The following is a 22,575-nucleotide window of genomic DNA, read 5'->3' as shown; positions in this document are numbered from 1 at the left end:
CAAAGCATGCCGAACTTACCAGCCGGTAATTTCTTTCAGTGCTTTGCCGATGTCCGCAAGTGAGCGAACAGTTTTAACACCAGCATCTTGCAGGGCAGCAAACTTCTCGTCTGCAGTACCTTTACCACCAGAAATGATGGCGCCAGCGTGACCCATACGCTTACCTGCAGGTGCAGTAACACCCGCAATGTAAGACACAACAGGCTTGGTTACGTGTGCTTTAATATAAGCAGCCGCTTCTTCCTCTGCAGAACCACCGATCTCACCAATCATAACAATCGCTTCGGTCGCTGGATCTTTCTCGAACAGTTCGAGAATATCGATGAAGTTAGAGCCAGGAATCGGATCACCACCGATACCAACACAGGTAGACTGGCCAAAGCCGTAGTCAGTAGTCTGCTTAACGGCTTCGTACGTCAGGGTACCAGAACGTGAAACAATGCCGACTTTACCTGGCAAATGAATGTGACCTGGCATAATACCGATTTTGCACTGACCTGGAGTGATAACGCCTGGGCAGTTAGGTCCGATTAGGCGTACGCCCATTTCGTCGCATTTCACTTTACACTCAAGCATATCCATAACGGGGATGTGCTCAGTGATACATACGATCAGTTTGATGCCGGACGTAGCCGCTTCAAGGATGGAATCCTTACAGAAAGCAGCAGGCACGTAGATAACTGATGCGTCTGCACCAGTTGCGTCAACGGCTTCTTTAACCGTGTTAAACACGGGCAGACCAAGGTGCTCAGTGCCGCCTTTACCTGGCGTTACGCCGCCAACCATCTGCGTACCATAAGCAATTGCTTGCTCAGAGTGGAAAGTGCCCTGACCGCCAGTGAAACCTTGACAGATTACCTTGGTGTTTTTGTCGATAAGAATAGACATTATTTGCCCCCTGCTGCTTTAACAGCTTGCTCAGCCGCGTCAGTAAGACTGGTTGCCGCGATGATATCGAGGCCAGAATCAGACAGCAGTTTAGAACCCAGCTCTGCATTGTTACCTTCTAAGCGAACCACAACCGGCACGGTAACGCCCACTTCTTTCACTGCACCGATAATACCTTCGGCAATCAGGTCACAGCGTACGATACCGCCGAAGATGTTAACCAATACCGCTTTAACATTGGTGTCTTCGAGGATGATTTTGAAGGCTTCAGTAACACGCTCTTTAGTAGCACCACCACCAACATCAAGGAAGTTAGCAGGGAAACCGCCGTGCAGAGAAACGATATCCATGGTACCCATGGCCAAGCCAGCGCCGTTTACCATACAACCGATGTTGCCAGTCAGGGCAACATAGTTAAGATCCCATTCTGCCGCACGCGCTTCGCGCTCGTCTTCCTGTGAAGGATCATGCATTGCCTTCAGCTCAGGGTGACGGTACATCGCGTTAGCATCAACAACCAGTTTGGCATCCAAGCAGTGCAGATTGCCTTCGCTAGTAATAACCAGAGGATTGATTTCCATCAGAGCCAAATCTTTGTCTTGGAATAATTGTGCCAAGCCCAAGAAAATCTTAACAAACTGCTTAACCTGAGTTGGATTTAAACCCAGCTGGAAAGCCAATTCACGACCTTGGTAAGGCTGCGCGCCAGTCATCGGGTCGATGATTGCTTTGAGAATCTTCTCTGGAGTCTCTTCTGCAACTTTCTCGATTTCAACACCACCTTCGGTAGATGCCATGAAAACGATACGACGTGATGAACGGTCGACAACGGCACCTAAGTACAGTTCTTGATCGATATCAGTGCAAGATTCAACCAGGATTTTAGACACTGGCTGACCGTGCTCGTCGGTCTGATAGGTTACCAGGTTTTTACCCAGCCACTTTTCAGCAAATGCCGCGATCTCTTCTTTGCTGCTAACCAGCTTAACGCCGCCAGCTTTGCCTCGGCCACCGGCGTGAACCTGGGCTTTAACAACCCATTTATCACCGCCAATCTTATCAGCTGCTGCGGCAGCTTCTTCCGGGGTATCACAGGCATATCCTATAGAAACAGGTAGCCCGTATTCGGCAAACAACTGTTTGCCCTGGTACTCGTGAAGGTTCATGTTGGAATTACCATCTCGGTCTGTGGAAGTGTTAAGCGAGTTAGATCCTGTCAGTGACTTGGCCCGCTCCCTCTGCACATTGCAATAACAACGCGAAATCGGGATGCGTATTTTCCCGAATTTCGCGCACTACCGCAAATCTATTTACGCTTCTTGCGATTTGGCATGTGTATAGCCTGACCATTTACTGCTAAAGCAGCTTCATGGACAGCCTCAGAAAGTGTTGGATGACCAAATACGGTCAGACCAATGTCTTCTGCTGACGAGCCAAATTCCATAGCGATTACAACTTGTTGCACCAAGTCAGCAGCGCTGGCACCAATGATATGGCAGCCAAGGATACGGTCAGTGTCTTCGTGGGCGAGCATTTTCACCATGCCCGTTGTGTCATTTGCAGCTACCGCACGACCAATCGCCATAAAGGGGAACGTACCCACTTTGTAGGGAATACCGTCTGCTTTAAGCTGTTCCTCTGTTTTACCAACCCCAGCAACTTCTGGGTGGGTATAAATAACCGCGGGGATACAGTCATAATTCATTGCGATTTTATGGCCTGCGATGCGCTCGGCGACCATTACACCTTCTTCCGAGCCTTTATGCGCTAACATTGGCCCGCGAACAATATCACCAACGGCGTAAATACCGGCGGCATCGGTCTCACAGTAATCGTTAACAAAGATAAAACCGCGCTCATCCAGGTTAACGCCGCAATCGGCGGCTAATAAGCCACTGCTTAAAGGTTTGCGGCCAACACAAACAATGAGTTTGTCGAAGGTTTCAGTTTTTTCTTCATCTTTAAATGTATAGCTAACTTCAACCTGCTTTTTAACAATTTTAGTGCCGGTCACGCGGGCGCCTAAACGAATATCAAGCCCCTGCTTTTTGAAGACTTTAGCGGCTTCTTTGGCAATTTGGCCATCTACGGCAGGCAAAAAGCTTTCTAGCGCTTCCAGCAACACCACGTTACTGCCGAGACGAGCCCAAACACTACCTAGCTCAAGACCAATCACACCTGCACCAATAACACCTAGCTTGCCGGGAACGGACTGGAACTCCAGAGCGCCCGTTGAATCAACAATAATATCTTGATCAACCGGCGCAGGCGGAATGGCAACCGGCACAGAACCAGCGGCAATTATAATATTCTCTGCCTCTAAAATTGATACCGTGCCATCAGCAGCAGTCACTTCAACTTTTTTACCCGCCAATACTTTTCCGGCGCCTTCAATTGTCGTAACACCATTGGCTTGGAACAAACCGCCAATGCCGCCGATCATCTGCGCGACGACGCCGTCTTTACGCTTGATCATGGCCGGCACATCTATCGTTACATCACCAGTACCAATACCGTGGACACCGAGGGCGTCTTTGGCTTCATGGTACTTATAGCTGCTATCCAGCAAGGCTTTAGAAGGAATGCAGCCTACATTCAAACAGGTACCGCCGAGAGCAAGTTTATCTTCTTTATTGCGATTTTTTTCAATACACGCGGTTTTTAAGCCCAGTTGAGCTGCGCGAATCGCGGCCACATAGCCCGCTGGGCCGGAACCGATTACTACCACATCAAATTTTGACATTGCGTTGTCCTATTTCCTTTTGTGCTGAGAGAACGCATAGCGACACTCCCAGCAATCAAACTGAGTCAACCACCATGTAACGGGCTTTAGACTTCGAGCAAAATCCGCGCCGGATCTTCAATAAGGTCTTTGATCGCCACCAAAAACTGGACGGCGTCTTTACCGTCAACCAAGCGGTGATCGTAAGACAACGCCAAGTACATCATGGGCAGGATAACGACTTCGCCGTTCACCGCCATGGGTCGATCTTGGATTTTATGCATGCCCAAAATCGCGGTTTGTGGTGGATTCAAAATTGGCGTAGACAGCAATGAACCAAACACGCCGCCGTTGGTAATCGTGAACGTACCGCCGGTCATGTCTTCCATGCTAAGTTTGCCGTCTTTAGCGCGCAGACCGTATTCACGAATTTTTTCTTCGATCTTGGCCATGCTCATGTTTTCTGCATCGCGCAATACCGGAACAACCAAGCCTTTCTCCGTAGACACCGCCACACCAACGTCTTGAAAACCGTGGTAGACAACGTCATCGCCGTCAATGGACGCGTTCACAGCAGGAAAGCGCTTCAATGCTTCACAGGCAGCCTTAACAAAAAAGCCCATAAAACCTAAACGCGTGCCATTGTGCGACTTTTCAAACAGATCTTTGTACTGGCTACGCAAATCCATAACCGGCTTCATATTGACTTCATTAAAGGTCGTCAACATAGCGGTGGTATGGGTCGCTTCCAGCAGGCGCTCGGCAATACGCTTGCGCAAGCGAGTCATTGGCACCCGCTTTTCTACGCGCTCACCAGCAGGCACATCTACGGCAACGGGGGTCGAAGGCTTTGCGGCAACTGCACTTGGCGCTGAAGTAGGCGCCGCGGGCTTATGGTTGACCACATCTTCTTTGGTGATCACGCCGCCTTTACCGGTGCCAGTTACGGCAGCGGCATCAATACCCTTCTCTTCAAGCATTTTACGTGCAGCAGGACTGATTTTTAAATCTTGGGCACTGGCCGCTGGCGCCGCTTCGGCTTCAGCAGGGGCACTCGCCGCAGACGCCGCCGCACCCTCTTCAAAGATGGCGACCACTTCGTCGCTCAGCACGATTTCGCCTTCTGGCTTCAGTATTTCTTTAAGTACGCCGTCAGCCGGTGCAACAACTTCTAAGACCACTTTATCAGTTTCGATATCGACCAGCGGCTCATCACGCAGCACTGCTTCGCCCACTTGCTTATGCCATGTCGCAATAGAGCCATCGGCAACGGATTCTGGAAATGTTGGCGCTTTAATTTCAATGCTCATTATCTTTCCTGTCAATTAATATTGCTGTACGAGACAGTCTCTATAAGTGTGCAGACACGTTTAAAGTTTGAGTGCCTGAGTGATGAATTTCTCTTGCTGCGCCAAATGCAAAGCCATATAACCCGCCGCTGGCGACGCCGAAGGCTCCCGACCAACATAGCCCAACAATAGGTTCTTCTCTGGCTTAAAGCTGCGAATTACCCGTGTCATACGATGGCGGCTGTTATACCACGCTCCTTGGTTACGGGGTTCTTCTTGGCACCAAACGACCTTTTTCAAGTTCGGGTACTGTGCAATCGCATTCCGCAAGTCATCGTACGGGAACGGATACACCTGTTCCAAGCGCACAATCGCAATAGAGTCCTTGCCATGCTCGCGGCGCGCGGCACGCAAATCGTAATACACCTTACCGCTGCACAATAACATGCGCGTGACCTTAGACTTATCGATGTCATCGGTCTCATCAATCACGTTTTGGAATTGACCCGTAGTTAATTCTTCGAGTGTCGACACAGCTTCTTTGTGTCGCAATAAACTCTTAGGCGACATAACCACCAAGGGACGACGCAATGGGCGAATCGCCTGGCGCCGCAACATGTGATAAACCTGCGCCGGTGTTGACGGCACGCAAACCTGAATATTGTGTTCTGCACACAACTGGAGGAAGCGTTCCAACCGCGCTGAAGAATGCTCAGGACCCTGACCTTCATAGCCATGGGGCAACAACATGGTTAAGCCGCACAAACGGCCCCACTTAAGCTCACCACTGCTAATAAATTGGTCAACGACAACTTGAGCGCCGTTGGCAAAATCACCAAACTGCGCCTCCCAAATAACCAGTGAGTCCGGCTGAGTGGTTGAATAACCATACTCAAAAGCAAGCACCGCTTCTTCAGACAACAGCGAATCAAAAATAGAGAAGCTCGGTTGGTCGGCGCTCATATTTTGCAGTGGCACATAGCGACCACCGTCATTTTGGCTGTGCAGCACCGCATGACGATGCGAGAAAGTACCACGCCCTACGTCTTGGCCTGTCAAACGAACCTTATGCCCCTGTTTAAGCAGGGTGCCATAGGCCAGGACTTCAGCAAAGCCCCAGTTAATATCCATCGCACCAACAGCCATTTTGCGGCGGTCTTCGTATATCTTGGCCACCTGACGCTGCACCACGATACCTTCTGGGACCGAGTTCACCGCTTCCGAAACTTCTTTCAGTACTTTAGCGTCAATCGATGTATCGCCAGCCACATCCCATGCATGACCAAGATACGGCGTCCAATCGACAAACATTTCTGAGTTGGGCTGCATCACCAGACTCTTTGCAACATGTTCGCCATTGTCTAGCGCCTGACGGTAATCGTCAGCCATTTTCTCTGCGAGGGCCTTATCGATAATGCCTTCGTCGAGCAGCTTATTAACATACAGTTCACGGGTCGTTTTCTGTTTGCTAATTTTGCTGTACATCAGTGGCTGCGTACCGGATGGCTCATCCGCTTCGTTATGACCGCGACGACGGTAGCAAATTAAGTCCACAACCACGTCTTTTTTAAATTCCTGGCGGTAATCGGCAGCCATTTGGCTAACAAATAACACCGCCTCGGGATCGTCGCCATTAACGTGGAAGATTGGCGCCTGCACCATTTTTGCCACATCGGTACAGTATTCTGTAGAGCGGGCATCTTCCTGCAGGCTGGTGGTAAAACCAACTTGGTTGTTAATAACAATATGTACCGTACCGCCAGTTTTATACGCGCGGGTCTGGGACATTTGGAAGGTTTCCATGACCACACCCTGACCGGCAAACGCCGCATCACCGTGCAATACAATGGGTACCACCTTGTCGCCAATGGGGTCGTTGCGGCGATCTTGACGGGCGCGTACAGAGCCTTCTACTACCGGTGACACAATTTCCAAATGCGAGGGGTTAAATGCCAGCGCCAAATGCACTTCGCCACCAGGCGTCATCACATTCGATGAGAAACCCTGATGATATTTCACGTCCGCTGAGCCTTGGTACTTAACCTTGCCTTCAAACTCGTCGAACAATTCCGCAGGGCTCTTACCAAGAATATTAACCAAAAGATTAAGGCGACCACGGTGAGCCATACCAATGACGATCTCTTTGGCGCCATAAGCACCAGCTCGCTGGATCATCGCATCCATCATTGGAATTAAGCTTTCACCACCTTCCAAACCGAAACGCTTAGTACCGGGATACTTAGAGCCTAAAGATTTTTCCAAGCCCTCTGCCGCGGTCAGTCGCTCCAGCAAATGGGTAAGGGTCTCGAGCCCGTATTGCGGCTGAGAGCGAACACTCTCCATGCGCTGCTGGATCCACGTGCGTTCACGGGTATCCACAATATGCATGAATTCAGTGCCCACCGAGCGGCAATAAGTTGCCCGCAAGGAGTCGTAAATTTCACGCAGCGTTGCCTGATCCTTACCAATGTAAAGACTACCGGTTTGAAAAACGGTATCAAAATCGGCTTCGCTTAACTGGTGATACTGCAGTTCGAGATCTGGGACTCGGGGCCGCTGCCAGAGACCCAGAGGATCTAATTGGGCTTCCTGATGACCGCGCTGCCGATAGGCGCTAACCAGCTGAATAACCCTAACCTGTTTGCGTTCGTGGTCACTAACTTCGTTGTTGACTGCGCCATTGTAGCGAACAGGGGTCTTTGCTAATTGCGCAAAATGATCGCGAATTGGCGAATGGGGGATATCGTGAGTTGTGTTTTCACTAACGCGGGGTAATTGTTGAAAATAGCTACGCCATTCATCAGAGACAGCGTTTGGATCAGTGAGGAAGGCCTCATACAACTCTTCTACGTAAGTCGCATTTCCGCCGGATATATGGGAGCTTTTCCAGAGTAGCTCCATCGAATTTTTCTGCATTCCTGTCCACCTAGTAGCAAGGGAAGTGGCAGTCCGAATGATCATTGCCCGATAAGGCCCTTTTCATCCTGTGAAGTCCAGCAGCATTCAGTGTACGCCGCAGAACCGACTCGCACCACAGGGAACGTCCCTTCCCTCTTAATACGCTTTTTAGCTCGTAAAGTGCCGGTAAGCACCGAGTTGTATTGTTCTGGCGCCGTTCGTGAACAGCGCCTGAGGACTTACATTTCGCAGAGTTTTTTTATACCCGACCGAGGCCGGGGGAATACTTAAGTTGCTCTGCTTAGCAACATATTCCGAATGTGACCAATTGCCTTTGTTGGGTTCAAGCCCTTAGGGCAAACGTTCACACAGTTCTGAATACCATGACAGCGGAACACACTGAACGGATCATCAAGATCACTCAGGCGCTCTTCTGTTGCGGTGTCACGGCTGTCCGCCAAAAAGCGGTAGGCCTGCAGCAAGCCGCTGGGCCCGATAAAACGATCTGGATTCCACCAAAAGGACGGGCAAGCGGTTGAGCAACAAGCGCATAGAATGCACTCATATAAACCGTCAAGCTTGGCGCGCTCTTCTGGGGACTGCAGACGCTCAATAGCGGGCGCTGGCGTGTCATTAAGCAAGAAAGGCTTAATCTTTTCATATTGCTTGTAAAAAAGACTCATGTCGATAACAAGGTCGCGAATAACGGGCAGACCCGGCAGCGGACGCAAAACCAGCTTATTGCCGCCTTTGCCGTTTTTCAGGGCTTCGGAAATTGGCGTAACGCAGGCCAAACCGTTTTTGCCGTTGATATTCATGCCATCTGAACCACACACGCCTTCACGGCAAGAGCGGCGGTAGGCCAGCGACGGATCGCTGCCTTTTAGCAGTTCAAGAACATCCAATACCATGAGGTCTTTGCCACCGGTATCCAGTTCGACTTCCTGCATGTACGGTTCCTGATCGACTTCAGGATTGTAACGATAGAGACTGACTTTCAACATGTTCGTTTCCCCTGAATCAGTACGTACGAATTTTTGGTGCAAACGCTTCACGGGTCTTCGGTGTGAAGTTAACGGCCCGCTTACCTACCCGCTTCTCGCTGGGGAAGTAAACCGAGTGACACAACCAGTTTTCGTCGTCGCGCTCAGTGAAATCTTCACGAGCATGGGCACCACGGCTTTCAGTACGTGCTTCGGCAGCAATCGCCGTTGCTTCAGCCACTTCAAACAAGTTATGCAGTTCAAGAGCTTCAATACGCGCAGTATTATAGGCGTTGCTCTTGTCTTCCAAGTGCGCGTTATCAATACGCACCCGCAGCTCTGCCAGCTTCTTAATGCCTTCTTGCATGAAGTCGCCGCGACGGAATACGCCGAAATGATTCTGCATGATGGTCTGTAATTCGGTGCGCAGTGCGGAGACACTTTCGCCACCGGTAGTATTGTTGATTTTGTTCAAGCGGCTCATAGCGCGGTCAATATCGGCCTCGGAGGCATCGCGCATTTCAACGCCCTCACGCAGGCTCTTCTCAATGAACAAACCTGCAGAGCGACCAAATACCACGAGATCCAGCAGTGAATTACCACCCAAACGGTTAGCGCCGTGAACGGATACACAAGCGACTTCACCACAGGCAAACAAACCGGGGATAACGGTATCGTTGCCGTCTGCATCAACAGTCAATGCTTGGCCGTTTACGTTGGTGGGAATACCACCCATCATGTAATGGCAAGTCGGTACAACTGGAACGGGCTCTTTTACCGGGTCAGCGTGAGCAAAGGTACGAGACAGCTCGCAGATACCTGGCAGGCGGCTCTCAAGAACCTCTTCACCAAGGTGATCCAGCTTCAAGTAAACGTGGTCACCGTTGGGGCCACAACCGCGACCTTCAAGAATTTCCAAGGTCATTGAGCGGGCAACAACGTCGCGACCGGCCAAATCTTTGGCGTTTGGCGCGTAGCGCTCCATGAAGCGCTCGCCGTCTTTATTGACGAGGTAACCGCCCTCACCACGACAGCCTTCAGTAACAAGTACACCAGCGCCGGCAATACCGGTGGGGTGGAACTGCCACATTTCAATATCTTGCACTGGGAAGCCTGCGCGCAGCGCCATGCCAACGCCGTCGCCGGTGTTGATGTGGGCGTTGGTAGTAGAGGCGTAAATACGGCCAGCACCACCCGTGGCAAATACAGTCGCTTTCGACTTAACGTACACGACTTCTCCGGTTTCAATACAAATCGCGATAACACCAACGACTTCGCCGTCTTCGTTTTTCACCAAATCAGTGGCGTACCACTCATTGAAAAACACAGTATTGTTTTTCAGGTTGCCCTGATAAAGCGTGTGCAACAGTGCGTGACCAGTACGGTCGGCCGCTGCACAGGTACGAGCAGCCTGACCGCCCTCACCAAAATTCTTAGACTGACCACCAAATGGACGCTGATAAATACGGCCTTCTTCGGTACGCGAAAACGGCATACCCATGTGATCCAGCTCGTAAACCGCTTCTGGACCAACTTGACACATGTATTCAATGGCTTCCTGATCACCAATGTAATCAGAGCCTTTAATGGTGTCATACATATGCCACTGCCACTGATCCTGGGGATCAGAGCTGGCAATTGCACAGGTTATACCACCCTGAGCAGACACAGTGTGTGAACGCGTGGGGAATACTTTAGAGATTACTGCTGTTTTATAGCCTGACTGCGCCAACTGCAGTGCCGCGCGCATACCTGCACCGCCACCGCCAACAATCACACCATCAAAAGAAATTGTACGAATATTAGCCATTGCTTAACTCCAAAGAATCTGGATGCCCCAAACGAGGTAGGTGAACAACACAACAGCCGAAGCTGCCTGAAATGCCAAGCGTAAAACCGTAGCTCGGCCACCCATTAGTCGTTCAGTTAAATAGTCAGTCGATACCGACCACAAACCAATCCATGCATGAGACACAATGGACAATACTGCTGCGGTACTAAACACACGCATAAAAGTGCTATCGAAATAGCCACTCCACTGCTCGTAGCTTAAATCAGAGCCGCTACAAAGCAGGTAAAAACCAACCACCAACATATAAGCCAGCAGCACGACACCACTAACACGTTGCACCAGCCAATCTGCTAAGCCGTTGCGACCCAAATTCGTTACTGAATTTACCATATCCACAACCCCGCAAGTACAACCAACACCGCAGTGACAGCCAGCACTAATTTCGCGCCAGTCTCGCCGCCTTCCATCGATTCACCGATACCAGCGTCCATCACCAAGTGCTTAACACCTGCCGCCGAGTGATAGCTCAAACCAACCAACACAATCCAAAGGCTCAACTTACCCCAGAACGAAGCCAAACAAGCTTTCGCTTGCTCAAAGCCCTCAGGACCATCAAGACTGGTACCAAGCAACCAAAACAGCAAGGCAACGCCAGCTACAAGAAAAACACCACTCACGCGGTGCAAAATAGAGGTATATGCGGTAATCGGCAGTGCGATTGTCCCGATATCCAGATTTACAGGTCGTTTATCGTTCACGGTTTGCCACACTTTTAATTTCTGGCTCGAATTCTCAAGCGGTTTAAAGGAAGTGGATCAATAAAGCTCCGAATCTCATATTCGGCTGAGTTTCAGTATGTGCAAGGCAGTTATAAACCCCACAAGAAACGCCGCGCATTATAGGGCCAAGCCCGAGCAATTACAAACCCCCCAAAACGCCCTTCACTTGCGGCAAAAAACTCCAATATCAAGGGCTTAAGACATTATTTCGCACCATTATGGCGCCATAGAAGATCTTTTTACGAACTAATAGCGCGCAAAAAAAGATGCTAACATGCATCCGCTCAAGAAAATCACCAATTCAAACAACAAATACAATTCCATCTACAACAATTGCACGTTAAAATGTTTTCACCGTTGACAAAACATTTCATCTCTCTATATTTGTCACTCCCGCGTAAGCGGACCTTCAAATGTTACATTCACGCAATACCATGCCGAATGCTAGACATAGGAAGCCAACGCCACAAGCTAGCTAAAAGTTACAGGAGCCCGTCACAATGAGCGATAAGAAAGCAAGTCTGAGTATCGATGGTAAAACACTGGACCTTAAAGTCCACTCCGGCACCATCGGCCCCGACGTCATCGAAGTCAGCGCCCTGACGGGTAATGGTTACTTTACCTACGACCCCGGTTTTGTCTCTACCGCAGCCTGCGAGTCTAAAATCACCTATATCGATGGTGATAAAGGCATTCTGCTGCACGGCGGTTATCCGATCGAGCAACTGGCAGAACAGTCTGACTACCTAGAAACCTGCTTCCTATTACTGTACGGCGAGCTACCAAATGCCGATCAGAAAGAAGCGTTTTTCAATAAAGTCCGCATGCACACCATGGTCAATGACCAGATGAGCACCTTTTTCAAGGGCTTCCGCCGCGACGCCCATCCCATGGCGATCATGTGTGGCGTAGTTGGCGCACTGTCCGCGTTCTACCACGACTCACTCGACATCACTGACGAAAAACACCGCGAAATTTCTGCCATTCGCTTGATTGCAAAAATGCCAACCTTGGCGGCCATGACCTACAAATACACCATCGGCCAGCCCTTCATGTACCCGCAGAACCACCTGAGCTATTCAGAAAACTTCCTGCACATGATGTTCGGCAACCCTTGCGAGCCAAGCAATGTAAACCCCGTACTCGCCAAGGCAATGGATAAAATATTCCTTTTGCATGCGGACCACGAGCAAAACGCATCAACCTCAACCGTGCGCCTCGCTGGCTCCACTGGCGCCAATCCTTTTGCCTGTATTTCTGCTGGCATTGCTGCACTGTGGGGTCCATCTCACGGCGGCGCCAACGAAGCAGTATTGGATATGCTTAATGAGATTGGTGACGCCTCGCGGATCGACGAATTCGTGGCAAGAGCCAAAGACAAAGACGATCCATTCCGCTTGATGGGTTTTGGTCACCGGGTTTACAAGAACTTTGACCCTCGCGCCAAAGTAATGAAGCTGGCCGCTGACGAAGTGTTGGCTGAACTTGGCCTTGAAAACGACCCATTACTAAAAATTGCTAAACGCTTAGAGCAAATTGCGCTGGAAGATGAGTACTTCATTGAAAGAAAACTCTATCCAAACGTCGATTTTTACTCAGGTATCATCCTCAAGGCGATTGGCATCCCCACCAGCATGTTCACCGTTATCTTTGCTCTGGGTCGCACCCCAGGCTGGGTCGCACACTGGAATGAAATGATCAGCGGTAGCTACCGCATCGGTCGCCCACGCCAGCTGTATACCGGCCCAGCACAGCGCGATTTTGTCAGCCTAGACAAACGCTAAGCCAACAAATAGAAGCAATAAAAAAGGTCGCCTAGGCGACCTTTTTTATTGCTTAAAATACGGTAGTACAGGCTTTTAACGGGTTTTATACTCAAAACCAACTTCGGCGCCACTAACACTATCCGCAAAACTACTAAAGGAATACTCGGACTCAACAGCCTCTTTTAGCAGTAGCTTAGACTTCACCTTGAGTCGAGCATCCTCCCGCCCAGCACTCGCATTAAACCACCCCCCAACGCCATAGCGGCTCCGCGTAACATCGTCCCAGACATCTTGGACACCAACATCAGGCACTCTCGGTAAACTCAGATCCAAAGTCTGAAGAGGCGCAGCAGCACTCGCAATTGACGACGGCGATTTTTCCTCTAACACCACCATTTTTTGAACAACCTGTTCACGCTCTACCGGCATACCACTCAGAGCAGGCTCCCTAGCCTGACAGGCCATTAAAACATGACACAAACCAACAATTACGACCAAACGCATTCCTTATCCCCGAAAAATAAAACTGACTATCGCCGCATCGTCCGCTTGGAGCATGGTTTGCAAAAAAAACCATCGCTAAAGTGGGCGCCTTGATCACTTAAAATTAGATACCAAAATCATGAAAAGACTCACTGGCAAAGTTGCCATTATTACCGGCGCAGCGCGCGGCATGGGCGCAGTTACCGCTAAACTTTTTATTGAACACGGCGCCAGCGTCATTATCGCCGACATTCTTGATGATGCGGGTGAGCAACTCGCCCAGGAACTTGGCAATAACGCGTATTATGTTCACGCAGACGTATCTAATGAAGACGACTGGGCACGCCTAACCGGTGCAGCTGAAGCCATCGGCCCACTAACAACCGTCGTTAACAATGCTGGAATTCTCCATATCGCCGCAATTAAAGACTCCGACGCCGCCGATTATATGCGGGTAATTCAAATTAATCAGCTAGGTACATACCTAGGTATTCGGGCGGCGATTGAGCCAATGAAGCGCGCCGGAGGCGGGTCTATTATCAATATTTCGTCTATCGACGGACTTCAAGCAAAAAACGGCTTATCCGCCTATGTATCGAGTAAATGGGCTGTGCGGGGCATGAGCAAATCCGCGGCCCTCGAGCTTGGCCCTTATAATATTCGCGTCAACACCGTACACCCCGGTGGCGTATTTACTGCAATGCATGGTGCCGAGGGAAAAGCTGCACCCACCGCCGAAGACAATGCTTTTTATGCCAATCACGCGCTCCCTCGTGTCGGTCTGCCTATCGAGGTCGCCAACACCACGCTGTTCTTAGCCTCAGACGACAGCAGCTATTCAACAGGGGCAGAATTTATTGTTGATGGCGGTTGGAGCGCCGGCATGCGCTTAGATCTTTTACCAAGCTCCTAAGTGAACTCTTTTGGGGACCAAAGATTAAACTCTCAGCGCTTACAGACAAATACTGGAAAGCGAGCGCGTGGTCTTCTATATTGGGCGTAGCGAACGCGCTCACCTACGGAGGACAAAATGGAAACCGAACTACACACAATGAATATGCTTTTTCAGCAGCTCGGCCTGCCCGACAGCGATGAAGAAGTAGAGCGATTCATTGTACGTCACCGCCCGCTTCCTCGAGGGCTAATGATTCATGAAGCAAGCTTCTGGAAGCCCGCACAGGCAAAGTTACTCAAGGAATCCATTGACCTAGACGCCGAATGGGCGGAAATAGTCGATGAGCTTGATGCACGCCTACGCTACTAGGTGACAAACCGCAGTTAAAGAGGCAAGACACGAACAAGGTTTTTAGTCAGCGCTTTCGTCTAATCCAATATACGCAATTTTCGGATACGACAGCCACTTAAAGCTCTGTTCGTGGCGACAAATCATATATTTATACTGCATACGCCATTGGCAGCACCCTATAGCGGCCCGTTGCCATTTGGCGCTGACATTGACGACTGATCAGTTTGAGGGTCAGTTCCCGCACCGGCATTACCGGCTGGCTTATCAAATCCCTTCTTAGCACGGTGCAGCTCTTTTTCCACCGTATCAATCATTGCCGACCATCCCTGAATCAAGGCGTCGTTAGCATTTTCAATCAAGCCCCCAAGAGACGACTGCTCCAACTCCTCGAGTTTATCTCGCGCCTGCTGAACCCGTTCATCAACACTGTCTACCCGCGTCGACAACAACACCAACTGGGCGTTCATCGTCTCTCGGTAGGCCTTGGCGTCCAAGTATTGCCACACCTCAAAGACCAACAACACAAGAACGATGCACCCAGCAAGAATTTCACCTGACGACAACTTCATACCATTGCTCCTAGGATAATAACGACAATCATTAGAGCATAGGCCAAAAAAACATTACTATGCTATCAATGACTAAACGGCTTACTCCGCTAAATATACCGCTTAGCGCCAACGTTAAACAACGATCAAAATGGATGTGAATTGAATGAAGCTAAACCTGCTCCTCACCGGCAATGAGCTTATGGCTGGCGATATTATAGATTCCAACTCCGCAATGCTCGCTGAACAAATTAAAGATTTTGGCTGGCGCATCAACAAAAAAGTAACGGTGGGCGATGAGCTAAGCATTCTATGTGATGAAATCGATCAGCTCTGCACCGGTGCAGACGTCCTTATAATAAATGGCGGGCTCGGCCCTACCGTTGATGATCTTACCGCTGTCGCCCTTGCCAAGGTCACCAACACGGCCATTGCTGAACACCCAGAAGCACTAGACCACCTAAAAGCATGGTGCACATTGAGAGGCTTCGCCCTAAATGCATCAAACCACAAACAAGCAATGTTACCGCAAGGCTGTGAGATTATTGCCAATGCTAAAGGCAGCGCCGTTGGTATTAAATTACGACATCGCAACTGCCTCGTTTTAGCAACACCCGGCGTGCCTAGTGAATTAAAGCCAATGCTCGCGAATGAAATAATTCCCGCGCTGGTCACGCTTTTCCACTCAGATCATATACAAACCATACGCCTAGGCGTATTTGGTTTAGGCGAATCAGCAATTCAAGAACTTGTTAATGAAAAATTAGCAGACTGGCCAGCGGACATTGAGCTCGGATTTCGGGCGTCCATGCCGGTTTTGGAAGTCAAACTGACGGCAAGAGGCGAAAATGCAAGCGCCGAACTCGCGCCATGGCGAGCCAAAGTCGCCGAACTAATGGGCGACCATCTACTGGGCGAACTGCCGATTAGCCTAGCGCTAGCGACCATAAATGCGTTAAAGCAGAACAATTTACAGATCTGTACTGCCGAATCCTGCACTGGCGGCCTTATTGCTTCGCAGCTAACCAGTATTCCTGGCGCCTCTCAGGTTTTCCCCGGCGCAATTATTAGCTACTCCAATGCCGTAAAAAACCAGCTGCTTAAGGTTTCAAAAACGACGTTAGCAACCGAGGGTGCCGTTAGCGAAACTGTCGTTAGACAAATGGCACTAGGCGCCCTTGATTGCACCGGCGCTGATATCGCAATTGCGGTAACCGGTATCGCCGGGCCCGATGGCGGCAGCCCTGAAAAACCGGTCGGCACCGTATGGATCGCTTGGGGTACAGCTCAAAACCTCAAAACCCAGCGCTTCCACCTGCCCTTTGAGCGCACAGGTTTCCAAAACTGGGTAGCGGCCTTAAGCCTAGACTTGGTGCGCCGCTTTGTTCTAGAGCTTCCTGAAGGCCCTGATTTACTAAAACGCTACCAGCGTTAAGCCGCAGTCAGATGATCATGAATCCATTGGAGTAACATTTCATAGGTCCCGGTTAACATCGCGCCGAGCTCCTTTTCACTTATGCCGACAGGCTCCGCGCGGCCGTACCAGTCAACATGGCAACGCCCCTCACTCAAGGGAGTCACTTTGGCATTGGCTGAGTAGTCCGTGACCGGCATCGGTATGCCTCGGGGAATATTGTAGGAAAACGTCATTGCCGATTTATCCATCGCCGTTAACACCTCGTCAATAGGCTCCATCCCGGCAATGTGTAGACGGCGTGTCATACCAACACCCTCGCCGATAACCTCGGTTTTATCGATGCCCGGTGCCCAGCTAATATCGCCAAAATTTTCTAGCAGGGCCCACACCTTGTCTGCAGCAATGTCAAAATCACGTGCCAAATGTACGTTTACCATTTTTCGAGTCCAGCCATAGTCTATAAAAGTCGCGATAATCATGCCGGATAAGCGGCGGCGCAACCTCACCCGAACGGCGTAGCCCCTCGCACTATTTATGACAACTCGGTTGTAGGCCGGGCTTCAAAAGGCTGCTACTCTTAGCTAAAGTATGTCATTTGTATCACCTAGTGATGCCCCGCCTTGGCAAGACTAAGGCCTCTGCCGGAATGAAATAATAATGAATGCACTGCCCTGCCCCGTATTCCTGTTCAGTATGGATTCTGATCAATTTTGGGCCGCACCGACAACCACCGGCGGACTTAAGGCCTACTACCAAGCCTACGGAAAACAAACATCACAGTATCAATTAGAATTAATACATTTTCGCGATAGCGACGCGGTTGCAGCCTGGCAGAGCCGATGGCACAACACGGTTTTACCCAAACTAAAAACCGCACTAGACGCAGGCCAACGACCAGTGGTTGGCTTTAGCATGTACACGTGGAACGCGGCGGAATTTTTAAGTTTAATCCACCAAATAAAAGCCGCCTGCCCCGAGGTGCTCTGTATCGCCGGCGGCCCCCATGTTCAACAAGCGGAAGATTATCTTTTTGAAGACCCAATAGACCTAATTATTCTCGGTGAGGGCGAAACCACCTTTCAGGAAATTCTCGACACTCCTCTAAGCAATCCATGGACAGAGGTTAACGGCCTCGCGTTTTTAAAAAATGGCGAGATAGTAAAAACCCCCGAGCGCCGGCGTCGCACTCTGCTTGACGAACTGCCGTCAGCACTAGATGTTATTGACTTGGTCGATGCCGATGGCAACTGCCTATATGACTCCATTTCCTACGAGACCAGCAGAGGCTGCCCGTTTAAATGTGCGTTTTGCGAGTGGGGAACCGGTGCAATTGGCACCAAGATGTATCAGTTTTCCATGAAGCGGGTGCGGAGCGACTGGCGCCGTATTGTCGACGCCGGCATTAAAGACATATGGTTGGCAGATTCCAACTTTGGCGCATTAAAAGAAGACCTGGAAAAAGCCCAGTACATTTGCGAACTCAAAGCCGAGACCGGCCTACCGAGTAGTTTTGCTACATCCTGGTCAAAAAAACACAGTCCACGAGTTCAAGATATTGTATTGCTATTACACCGCAATGGCCTGCTGCCCCATTATCAACTGGCCTTGCAAACATTGACCCCACTGGCCTTGGAATTAAGTAACCGCAAAAATATGGGCGCCAACAAATACGAACCCATCGCCAAACAGATGGCCAGCGAAGGTGTTCCCATTGCCGCCGAGCTAATATGGGGCTTACCAGGTGACAACCTACCTGAGTTCGAACGCAATTTAGATCAATTACTGCGCACCTTCCCCAACTTAAATATCTTTGCTTATACCCTGCTGCCCGGCACTGAATTTTACGAGCGACGCGAAGAATATAAGATCGAAACCATTCCTGTCGCCGGTTATGGCAAAGCCAAGGGTGAGTATGTGGTCGCCTGCCACACCTTTGACCGCGACCAAGGTATTGAAGGCTATTTTTTAATTACCGCGCACATTTTATTTGCCCACGGCCACCTGCTTCCTCTGTCGATTCGGTACTTAGCCTTGCAAGACAATATCACCACGGCACCGTTACTCCGCAAACTACTACGCGCCGTCTGCGCGGAATACCAAGATGAATTAAATGACATTGATTTAAGCGATCGCATGGTCGTCTATGAAAATAGGGCTCGCCTCTACACGGCTATATTGCAAAACCCTGAGGCGCTATACACACTGCTTCGTCAGCAGGTCTTTACCTATTTAGATGCCGCCAATTGCAAGCAACATCGCGACGCCATTGCCAATATTATCGATTTAGATCAAGCCCTATCGCCTCGCGTTGGCGGGCCGACAGAAACCGAATACAGCTTCAACTTCGATGTTATCAGCAGCAAAACGGCACTCGACTGCCTGAGTTTGCCGGCGCCCGAAGACCTGTCGCCGAAAGCCCAAAGATTCAACGTTAAAAGCCCCGGGGGTGTCGGTACTATTCTGAAAGACCCTGACGGCGGTGGTTGGCTGCGGGGCGAAATACTGAGCCCCACGATTGAGGTGCAAACCGTACGAATTATGCATCCCAATGTTAAACCTCAGCTCAGCCCACAGTGAGGCTAAGCTGACTCCGCAGGCCTTAATTTTCTGCTAAGACCGCGCGGATTTTCTCAGCTGACGCTGCGAGCTCTTCTTGCTCTGCCATTTTAGCATTGCCGAAGTTGGCATCTTCCATGGTATTGATTGGCACTAAATGTAAATGTGTGTGGGGCACTTCAAGACCGATAATCATCATGCTGACGCGCTGGCAAGAAAATGCTTTTTTAATTGCCTTGGCAATGGTCTGGCTAACAGCCATCAAATGCGCGGCAAGGGCTTCAGGCAGATCATCCCAATGGTCTACTTCTTGACGGGGAATAACGAGAACATGTCCGGCCTGAATCGGCGCAATTGTCATAATAGCGACAGCCTGCTCATCTTCCCACACAAAATGGCTGGGTAATTCACCTTGAATAATTTTCGTAAAAAGCGTCGACATAATAAAACCTCACACTAAGGTAGAAATTAATTTTTTAAAGATGCGTTTAAGATTCAGCTCGATTTCAGCCTTGCCCGTTAACCCAAATTGGTCCGCGATGCCTGTCCAGTTATGACCCAATAATAAGCGCGCGACAGCCAAGTCTGCATCGCTCACGGCACGTAAATCACAAGCTAAACACAACTGCGCCAAACTCGCCGCCGCCTGTTCGAAAATCAGTTCACCGTCGCAGTAACGCTTCGCAACCACAACGGCTGATGTCGGCACAAGGCTTGCCGGATTTCGAGTTGAAGCGAGCAAAACGATAAGTAAATCTGCACTGAGTCCAGCATAAACACTCGCTAAACTGAAGCGCAAATCATTATTCAATTGGCTTGCAAGTCGCGCTGCATCGGCCTCTAGCTGCGGGCTGAGGCCTTTTACGACAATCAGTGAATACAAACCGCTAGCGCTATCGCGACGACTACCAAAATAGGTCGGAGCGAAACCCTGCGCCAACCAAAAATTAATCACTTGCGGATCGGCTGCGAAACTAGACGATAAATACGTAATATTTCGGCTGCGCGCAACGTGCTCCGCCGTCGTCAACATCGCTCTTCCTAAGCCCTGACGACGCCAGTCTGCCGCGACTGCTATTCTATTAATACGCCAACTTTGCCCGGTTAGATAGCGTGATTCCGCGCTGCAATGCGCTAACCGCTGGGCAGCCAAATGCCCCGCTGGGCGGCGCCGCCCTTTTATCACTTCTGCGGCCAAGCCCTCCGCAAAATCGCCCTCGGGCAATAATTGGCAAACACCCAGAACACTGCTGCCGCGACTGGCAATAATTATCACTGCGTCACCATCGAGCAAATACTGTAAGTCCTGTGGTGTGGTTTGGTAATGGGCTTGCACCAGCAGGCCAAATATTTGGCGCAATAAATCGTCGTCGCATAGCGCCTCGCAATCAACAACGCGAACCCTCAACTCATCGCGATTATCATCGCTAGACCGTGGTTCGGCATTTAATAAGAACAAGGCATTCAAGGCATGTTCCAATGGATCGTCCGCCGCCCAGCGAATCGGTTCATCTAAGTTCTGCCGTCGCCACTGTGGCCGCTCGGCGTCTAATATCGCCTTAAAGCGAATATCAAAGCCACGACCACTGCCCTCGTAGCCGTGCACCGTACTGGAAAAAACAATACGAGGATAACGAAGCAATAAGGTGCGCAAACCTGCTACCGGTAGCGCGGCCGCCTCATCAACAAGAAGCAAATCCCAGTCATCACGATTTTTTAGCGCCGCATCAAAGGCCAAAAACGTGAAACAACATGGCCCAACAAAACAGCTGTCATCACGCCATTGTGCCGCAGGCAGCACGGCGGCTAAGTGTTCAAAAGCGCCTTTCACCGCAGCAAAGCTCGGCGCGGTAATCAGCACCCGTCGACAGTCATTATCTTCTGATGCAAAAAGCGCGGCTACCGCCAAACCGAGGACGCTGGTTTTACCCCGGCCCCGGTCTGAACGAATCACCAATGGCCGTTTTGCCCGCCCCGTCACGACGGTTTTAATGGCTGCTAAGGTAGCTGTTTGGCTAGGTGTTGGCAGGGTTTGCTGCCATTTATCACCCGTGTTCGGCGCATTACCACTGCAGCCCGTCTCTTGATCCCAAAAAAAGCAGCCTTCCAGCCCGGCCGCGAGCCGAAGCAATCGCTGCATAAATACCGAGGGCCGGCTGTCGCCAAAGTGTGACTGATTGCTAAAATGGCCCGGCCACTCAGAAAAGCGCGGACACAGTAATAACAGCACACCACCCGCTGTTAAGCAGCCCGCGGCAGCCAGCCAATCATTAAGCTTTTGGTGATTATGCGCATTGATAAGCAGCGACGAATATTCACTGCCAAGCGTATTTTCTGTTTTGCACGGCGTAAGCCCACACAATTCGTGCCCGGCAACCAGTAGACAATTATCAAGAGCCGTAGGCACATTCAATAACTGCGTTTCACACCACGCGGCTGAACCCGAAACAAACACCAAATACCGGTGTCCGCTGTGCAGAGCATGGGATCGCAATCGCTCATAGACATCCGCTAAACTGAGCGCAGAATCGTTCTCAAAAAGAAGGTTCACGGGGCGTTACTGCTGGGGTAAACCGGTGCTTCGCTCATACGCATATGCAGGATTAAGCGATAATCCTTGCGGTAAAAGTCGGCAATCTCTGTATTAAAATACTGTTCCGCGCAGTCGATAAACGTTTTTTTAACCTCAGATTCAAGGACAAAGCCCGCGAGCAAGCCTGCCTCGATGAAACCTTCAAGACGGTATAATTGCGCGGGAGGAATATCTAAACCTTGTTGCTGATCACTGAAAAAGCTATGTATTTTCTCAAATAGCTGTGCGCAAAAGTCATTTGCAGCGCTCATTATTTTGCCAATGTGCGTTCGCGTTGCACTAGCACCCAAGGTGCGACAACCACTGCCCACACCTCACATTTTTCTGCCAGCCAGGCTTTGGCCTGAGTTTCATCTGCTTTCTGAAGCAGGCCTTTTTCTAACAGGTCTGCAATATACTGAGTTTTATCTTCAGCAAGCGCCACAGCCGTGGCAACCAAATCAAGTTCAGCGGCAACGACTAAAACCGTGCCTTGTGCATAGAAGCGCTGAAGCGCTTCCCAATCAATTTTCGAAGTTTCGCGATTGAGCTTAATACATAGTTCAGAGGGCAACTCGGTCATGTTCACAATCCATCTACAATGCAACTCCTGCTAAAAAATTAACAAGGCTACTC

General features: G+C 50.2%; 21 protein-coding genes. 5 read left to right on the top strand and 16 right to left on the bottom strand.

The features are described 5' to 3' along the window. Positions 1-15 precede the first annotated feature (15 nt). The 9 genes from sucD to sdhC all read right to left on the bottom strand — a co-directional run bounded on the left by sucD (position 16) and on the right by sdhC (position 11,330). Positions 16-888 carry a succinate--CoA ligase subunit alpha gene (gene sucD / locus HNQ57_RS13440; RefSeq protein WP_184463816.1) on the bottom strand — a complete coding sequence of 291 codons (873 nt, stop codon included), beginning with the start codon at positions 886-888 and terminating at the stop codon, positions 16-18. Continuing rightward, the gene (gene sucC, locus HNQ57_RS13435) at positions 888-2,054 is read right to left on the bottom strand and encodes an ADP-forming succinate--CoA ligase subunit beta (protein ID WP_184463813.1); all 1,167 of its coding nucleotides are present in this window, start codon (positions 2,052-2,054) and stop codon (positions 888-890) included. Before sucC ends, sucD begins: the two co-directional genes overlap by 1 nt. Positions 2,055-2,194: 140 nt before the next feature. Then, on the bottom strand, positions 2,195-3,631 hold the full coding sequence (gene lpdA / locus HNQ57_RS13430) for a dihydrolipoyl dehydrogenase (protein ID WP_184463811.1): 1,437 nt from the start codon (positions 3,629-3,631) through the stop codon (positions 2,195-2,197). An 86-nt stretch (positions 3,632-3,717) separates the two neighbouring features. Then, a complete protein-coding gene (odhB, locus tag HNQ57_RS13425) occupies positions 3,718-4,920 on the bottom strand; it encodes a 2-oxoglutarate dehydrogenase complex dihydrolipoyllysine-residue succinyltransferase (protein WP_184463809.1) in 1,203 nt (400 codons plus the stop codon). Between the two features lie 60 nt (positions 4,921-4,980). Next, entirely contained in the window at positions 4,981-7,815 is a 2,835-nt protein-coding gene (locus tag HNQ57_RS13420; RefSeq protein WP_184463807.1) for a 2-oxoglutarate dehydrogenase E1 component, read from the bottom strand. A gap of 269 nt (positions 7,816-8,084) precedes the next feature. Next, positions 8,085-8,801 (bottom strand): succinate dehydrogenase iron-sulfur subunit, encoded by a 717-nt coding sequence (locus HNQ57_RS13415; RefSeq protein WP_008249937.1) that lies wholly within the window; start codon positions 8,799-8,801, stop codon positions 8,085-8,087. A gap of 16 nt (positions 8,802-8,817) precedes the next feature. Continuing rightward, the gene (gene sdhA, locus HNQ57_RS13410) at positions 8,818-10,590 is read right to left on the bottom strand and encodes a succinate dehydrogenase flavoprotein subunit (RefSeq protein WP_184463805.1); all 1,773 of its coding nucleotides are present in this window, start codon (positions 10,588-10,590) and stop codon (positions 8,818-8,820) included. A gap of 3 nt (positions 10,591-10,593) precedes the next feature. Continuing rightward, the gene (gene sdhD / locus HNQ57_RS13405; RefSeq protein WP_008249933.1) at positions 10,594-10,962 is read right to left on the bottom strand and encodes a succinate dehydrogenase, hydrophobic membrane anchor protein; all 369 of its coding nucleotides are present in this window, start codon (positions 10,960-10,962) and stop codon (positions 10,594-10,596) included. Then, complete coding sequence (gene sdhC, locus HNQ57_RS13400) at positions 10,956-11,330, bottom strand: succinate dehydrogenase, cytochrome b556 subunit (protein ID WP_184463803.1); 375 nt, start codon at positions 11,328-11,330, stop codon at positions 10,956-10,958. Before sdhC ends, sdhD begins: the two co-directional genes overlap by 7 nt. A 521-nt stretch (positions 11,331-11,851) precedes the next feature. Between sdhC and gltA the strand changes: the two genes are divergently transcribed. After that, the gene (gene gltA, locus HNQ57_RS13395; RefSeq protein ID WP_184463801.1) at positions 11,852-13,135 is read left to right on the top strand and encodes a citrate synthase; all 1,284 of its coding nucleotides are present in this window, start codon (positions 11,852-11,854) and stop codon (positions 13,133-13,135) included. Between the two features lie 75 nt (positions 13,136-13,210). On the opposite strand, the gene HNQ57_RS13390 is transcribed toward gltA, so the two are convergent. After that, complete coding sequence (locus HNQ57_RS13390; protein ID WP_184463799.1) at positions 13,211-13,621, bottom strand: hypothetical protein; 411 nt, start codon at positions 13,619-13,621, stop codon at positions 13,211-13,213. Positions 13,622-13,739: 118 nt separating this feature from the next. Between HNQ57_RS13390 and HNQ57_RS13385 the strand changes: the two genes are divergently transcribed. Beyond that, positions 13,740-14,513 carry a glucose 1-dehydrogenase gene (locus tag HNQ57_RS13385; protein ID WP_184463797.1) on the top strand — a complete coding sequence of 258 codons (774 nt, stop codon included), beginning with the start codon at positions 13,740-13,742 and terminating at the stop codon, positions 14,511-14,513. A 117-nt stretch (positions 14,514-14,630) separates the two neighbouring features. Continuing rightward, positions 14,631-14,864, top strand: coding sequence for a DUF2789 domain-containing protein (locus tag HNQ57_RS13380; protein WP_008249921.1), 234 nt, complete (start codon positions 14,631-14,633; stop codon positions 14,862-14,864). 158 nt (positions 14,865-15,022) lie between these two features. Here HNQ57_RS13380 and HNQ57_RS13375 read toward each other — a convergent pair whose 3' ends face one another. Continuing rightward, complete coding sequence (locus HNQ57_RS13375; protein ID WP_184463795.1) at positions 15,023-15,415, bottom strand: hypothetical protein; 393 nt, start codon at positions 15,413-15,415, stop codon at positions 15,023-15,025. A gap of 145 nt (positions 15,416-15,560) precedes the next feature. On the opposite strand from HNQ57_RS13375, the gene HNQ57_RS13370 reads away from it, so the two are divergent. Further along, complete coding sequence (locus tag HNQ57_RS13370; RefSeq protein WP_184463793.1) at positions 15,561-16,829, top strand: CinA family nicotinamide mononucleotide deamidase-related protein; 1,269 nt, start codon at positions 15,561-15,563, stop codon at positions 16,827-16,829. Here the strand turns inward: HNQ57_RS13370 and HNQ57_RS13365 are convergent. After that, entirely contained in the window at positions 16,826-17,248 is a 423-nt protein-coding gene (locus tag HNQ57_RS13365; RefSeq protein WP_184463791.1) for an SRPBCC family protein, read from the bottom strand. The two genes, HNQ57_RS13370 and HNQ57_RS13365, sit on opposite strands and share 4 nt — an antisense overlap. Positions 17,249-17,468: 220 nt before the next feature. Here HNQ57_RS13365 and HNQ57_RS13360 point away from each other — a divergent pair, with 220 nt between their 5' ends. Then, a complete protein-coding gene (locus tag HNQ57_RS13360) occupies positions 17,469-19,388 on the top strand; it encodes a B12-binding domain-containing radical SAM protein (protein ID WP_184463789.1) in 1,920 nt (639 codons plus the stop codon). 22 nt (positions 19,389-19,410) lie between these two features. On the opposite strand, the gene HNQ57_RS13355 is transcribed toward HNQ57_RS13360, so the two are convergent. From HNQ57_RS13355 to HNQ57_RS13340, 4 genes are read right to left on the bottom strand one after another with little or no spacing between them, the layout of a single operon-like run. Then, positions 19,411-19,809, bottom strand: a complete 399-nt coding sequence (locus HNQ57_RS13355) for an HIT family protein (protein ID WP_184463787.1) — start codon at positions 19,807-19,809, stop codon at positions 19,411-19,413. 9 nt (positions 19,810-19,818) lie between these two features. Then, positions 19,819-21,918, bottom strand: coding sequence for a GNAT family N-acetyltransferase (locus tag HNQ57_RS13350; protein WP_184463785.1), 2,100 nt, complete (start codon positions 21,916-21,918; stop codon positions 19,819-19,821). Further along, positions 21,915-22,211 (bottom strand): hypothetical protein, encoded by a 297-nt coding sequence (locus HNQ57_RS13345; protein ID WP_184463783.1) that lies wholly within the window; start codon positions 22,209-22,211, stop codon positions 21,915-21,917. The genes HNQ57_RS13350 and HNQ57_RS13345 overlap by 4 nt, the downstream gene beginning before the upstream one ends. Then, positions 22,211-22,522, bottom strand: a complete 312-nt coding sequence (locus tag HNQ57_RS13340; RefSeq protein WP_184463781.1) for a DUF2288 domain-containing protein — start codon at positions 22,520-22,522, stop codon at positions 22,211-22,213. Before HNQ57_RS13340 ends, HNQ57_RS13345 begins: the two co-directional genes overlap by 1 nt. Positions 22,523-22,575 lie beyond the last annotated feature (53 nt).

The sequence above is a fragment of the Zhongshania antarctica genome, assembly GCF_014202945.1.
GTDB lineage: Bacteria > Pseudomonadota > Gammaproteobacteria > Pseudomonadales > Spongiibacteraceae > Spongiibacter > Spongiibacter antarcticus.
The sequence above is the reverse complement of the archived record's forward strand: the minus strand, read 5'-3'. Positions and strand labels throughout refer to the sequence as shown.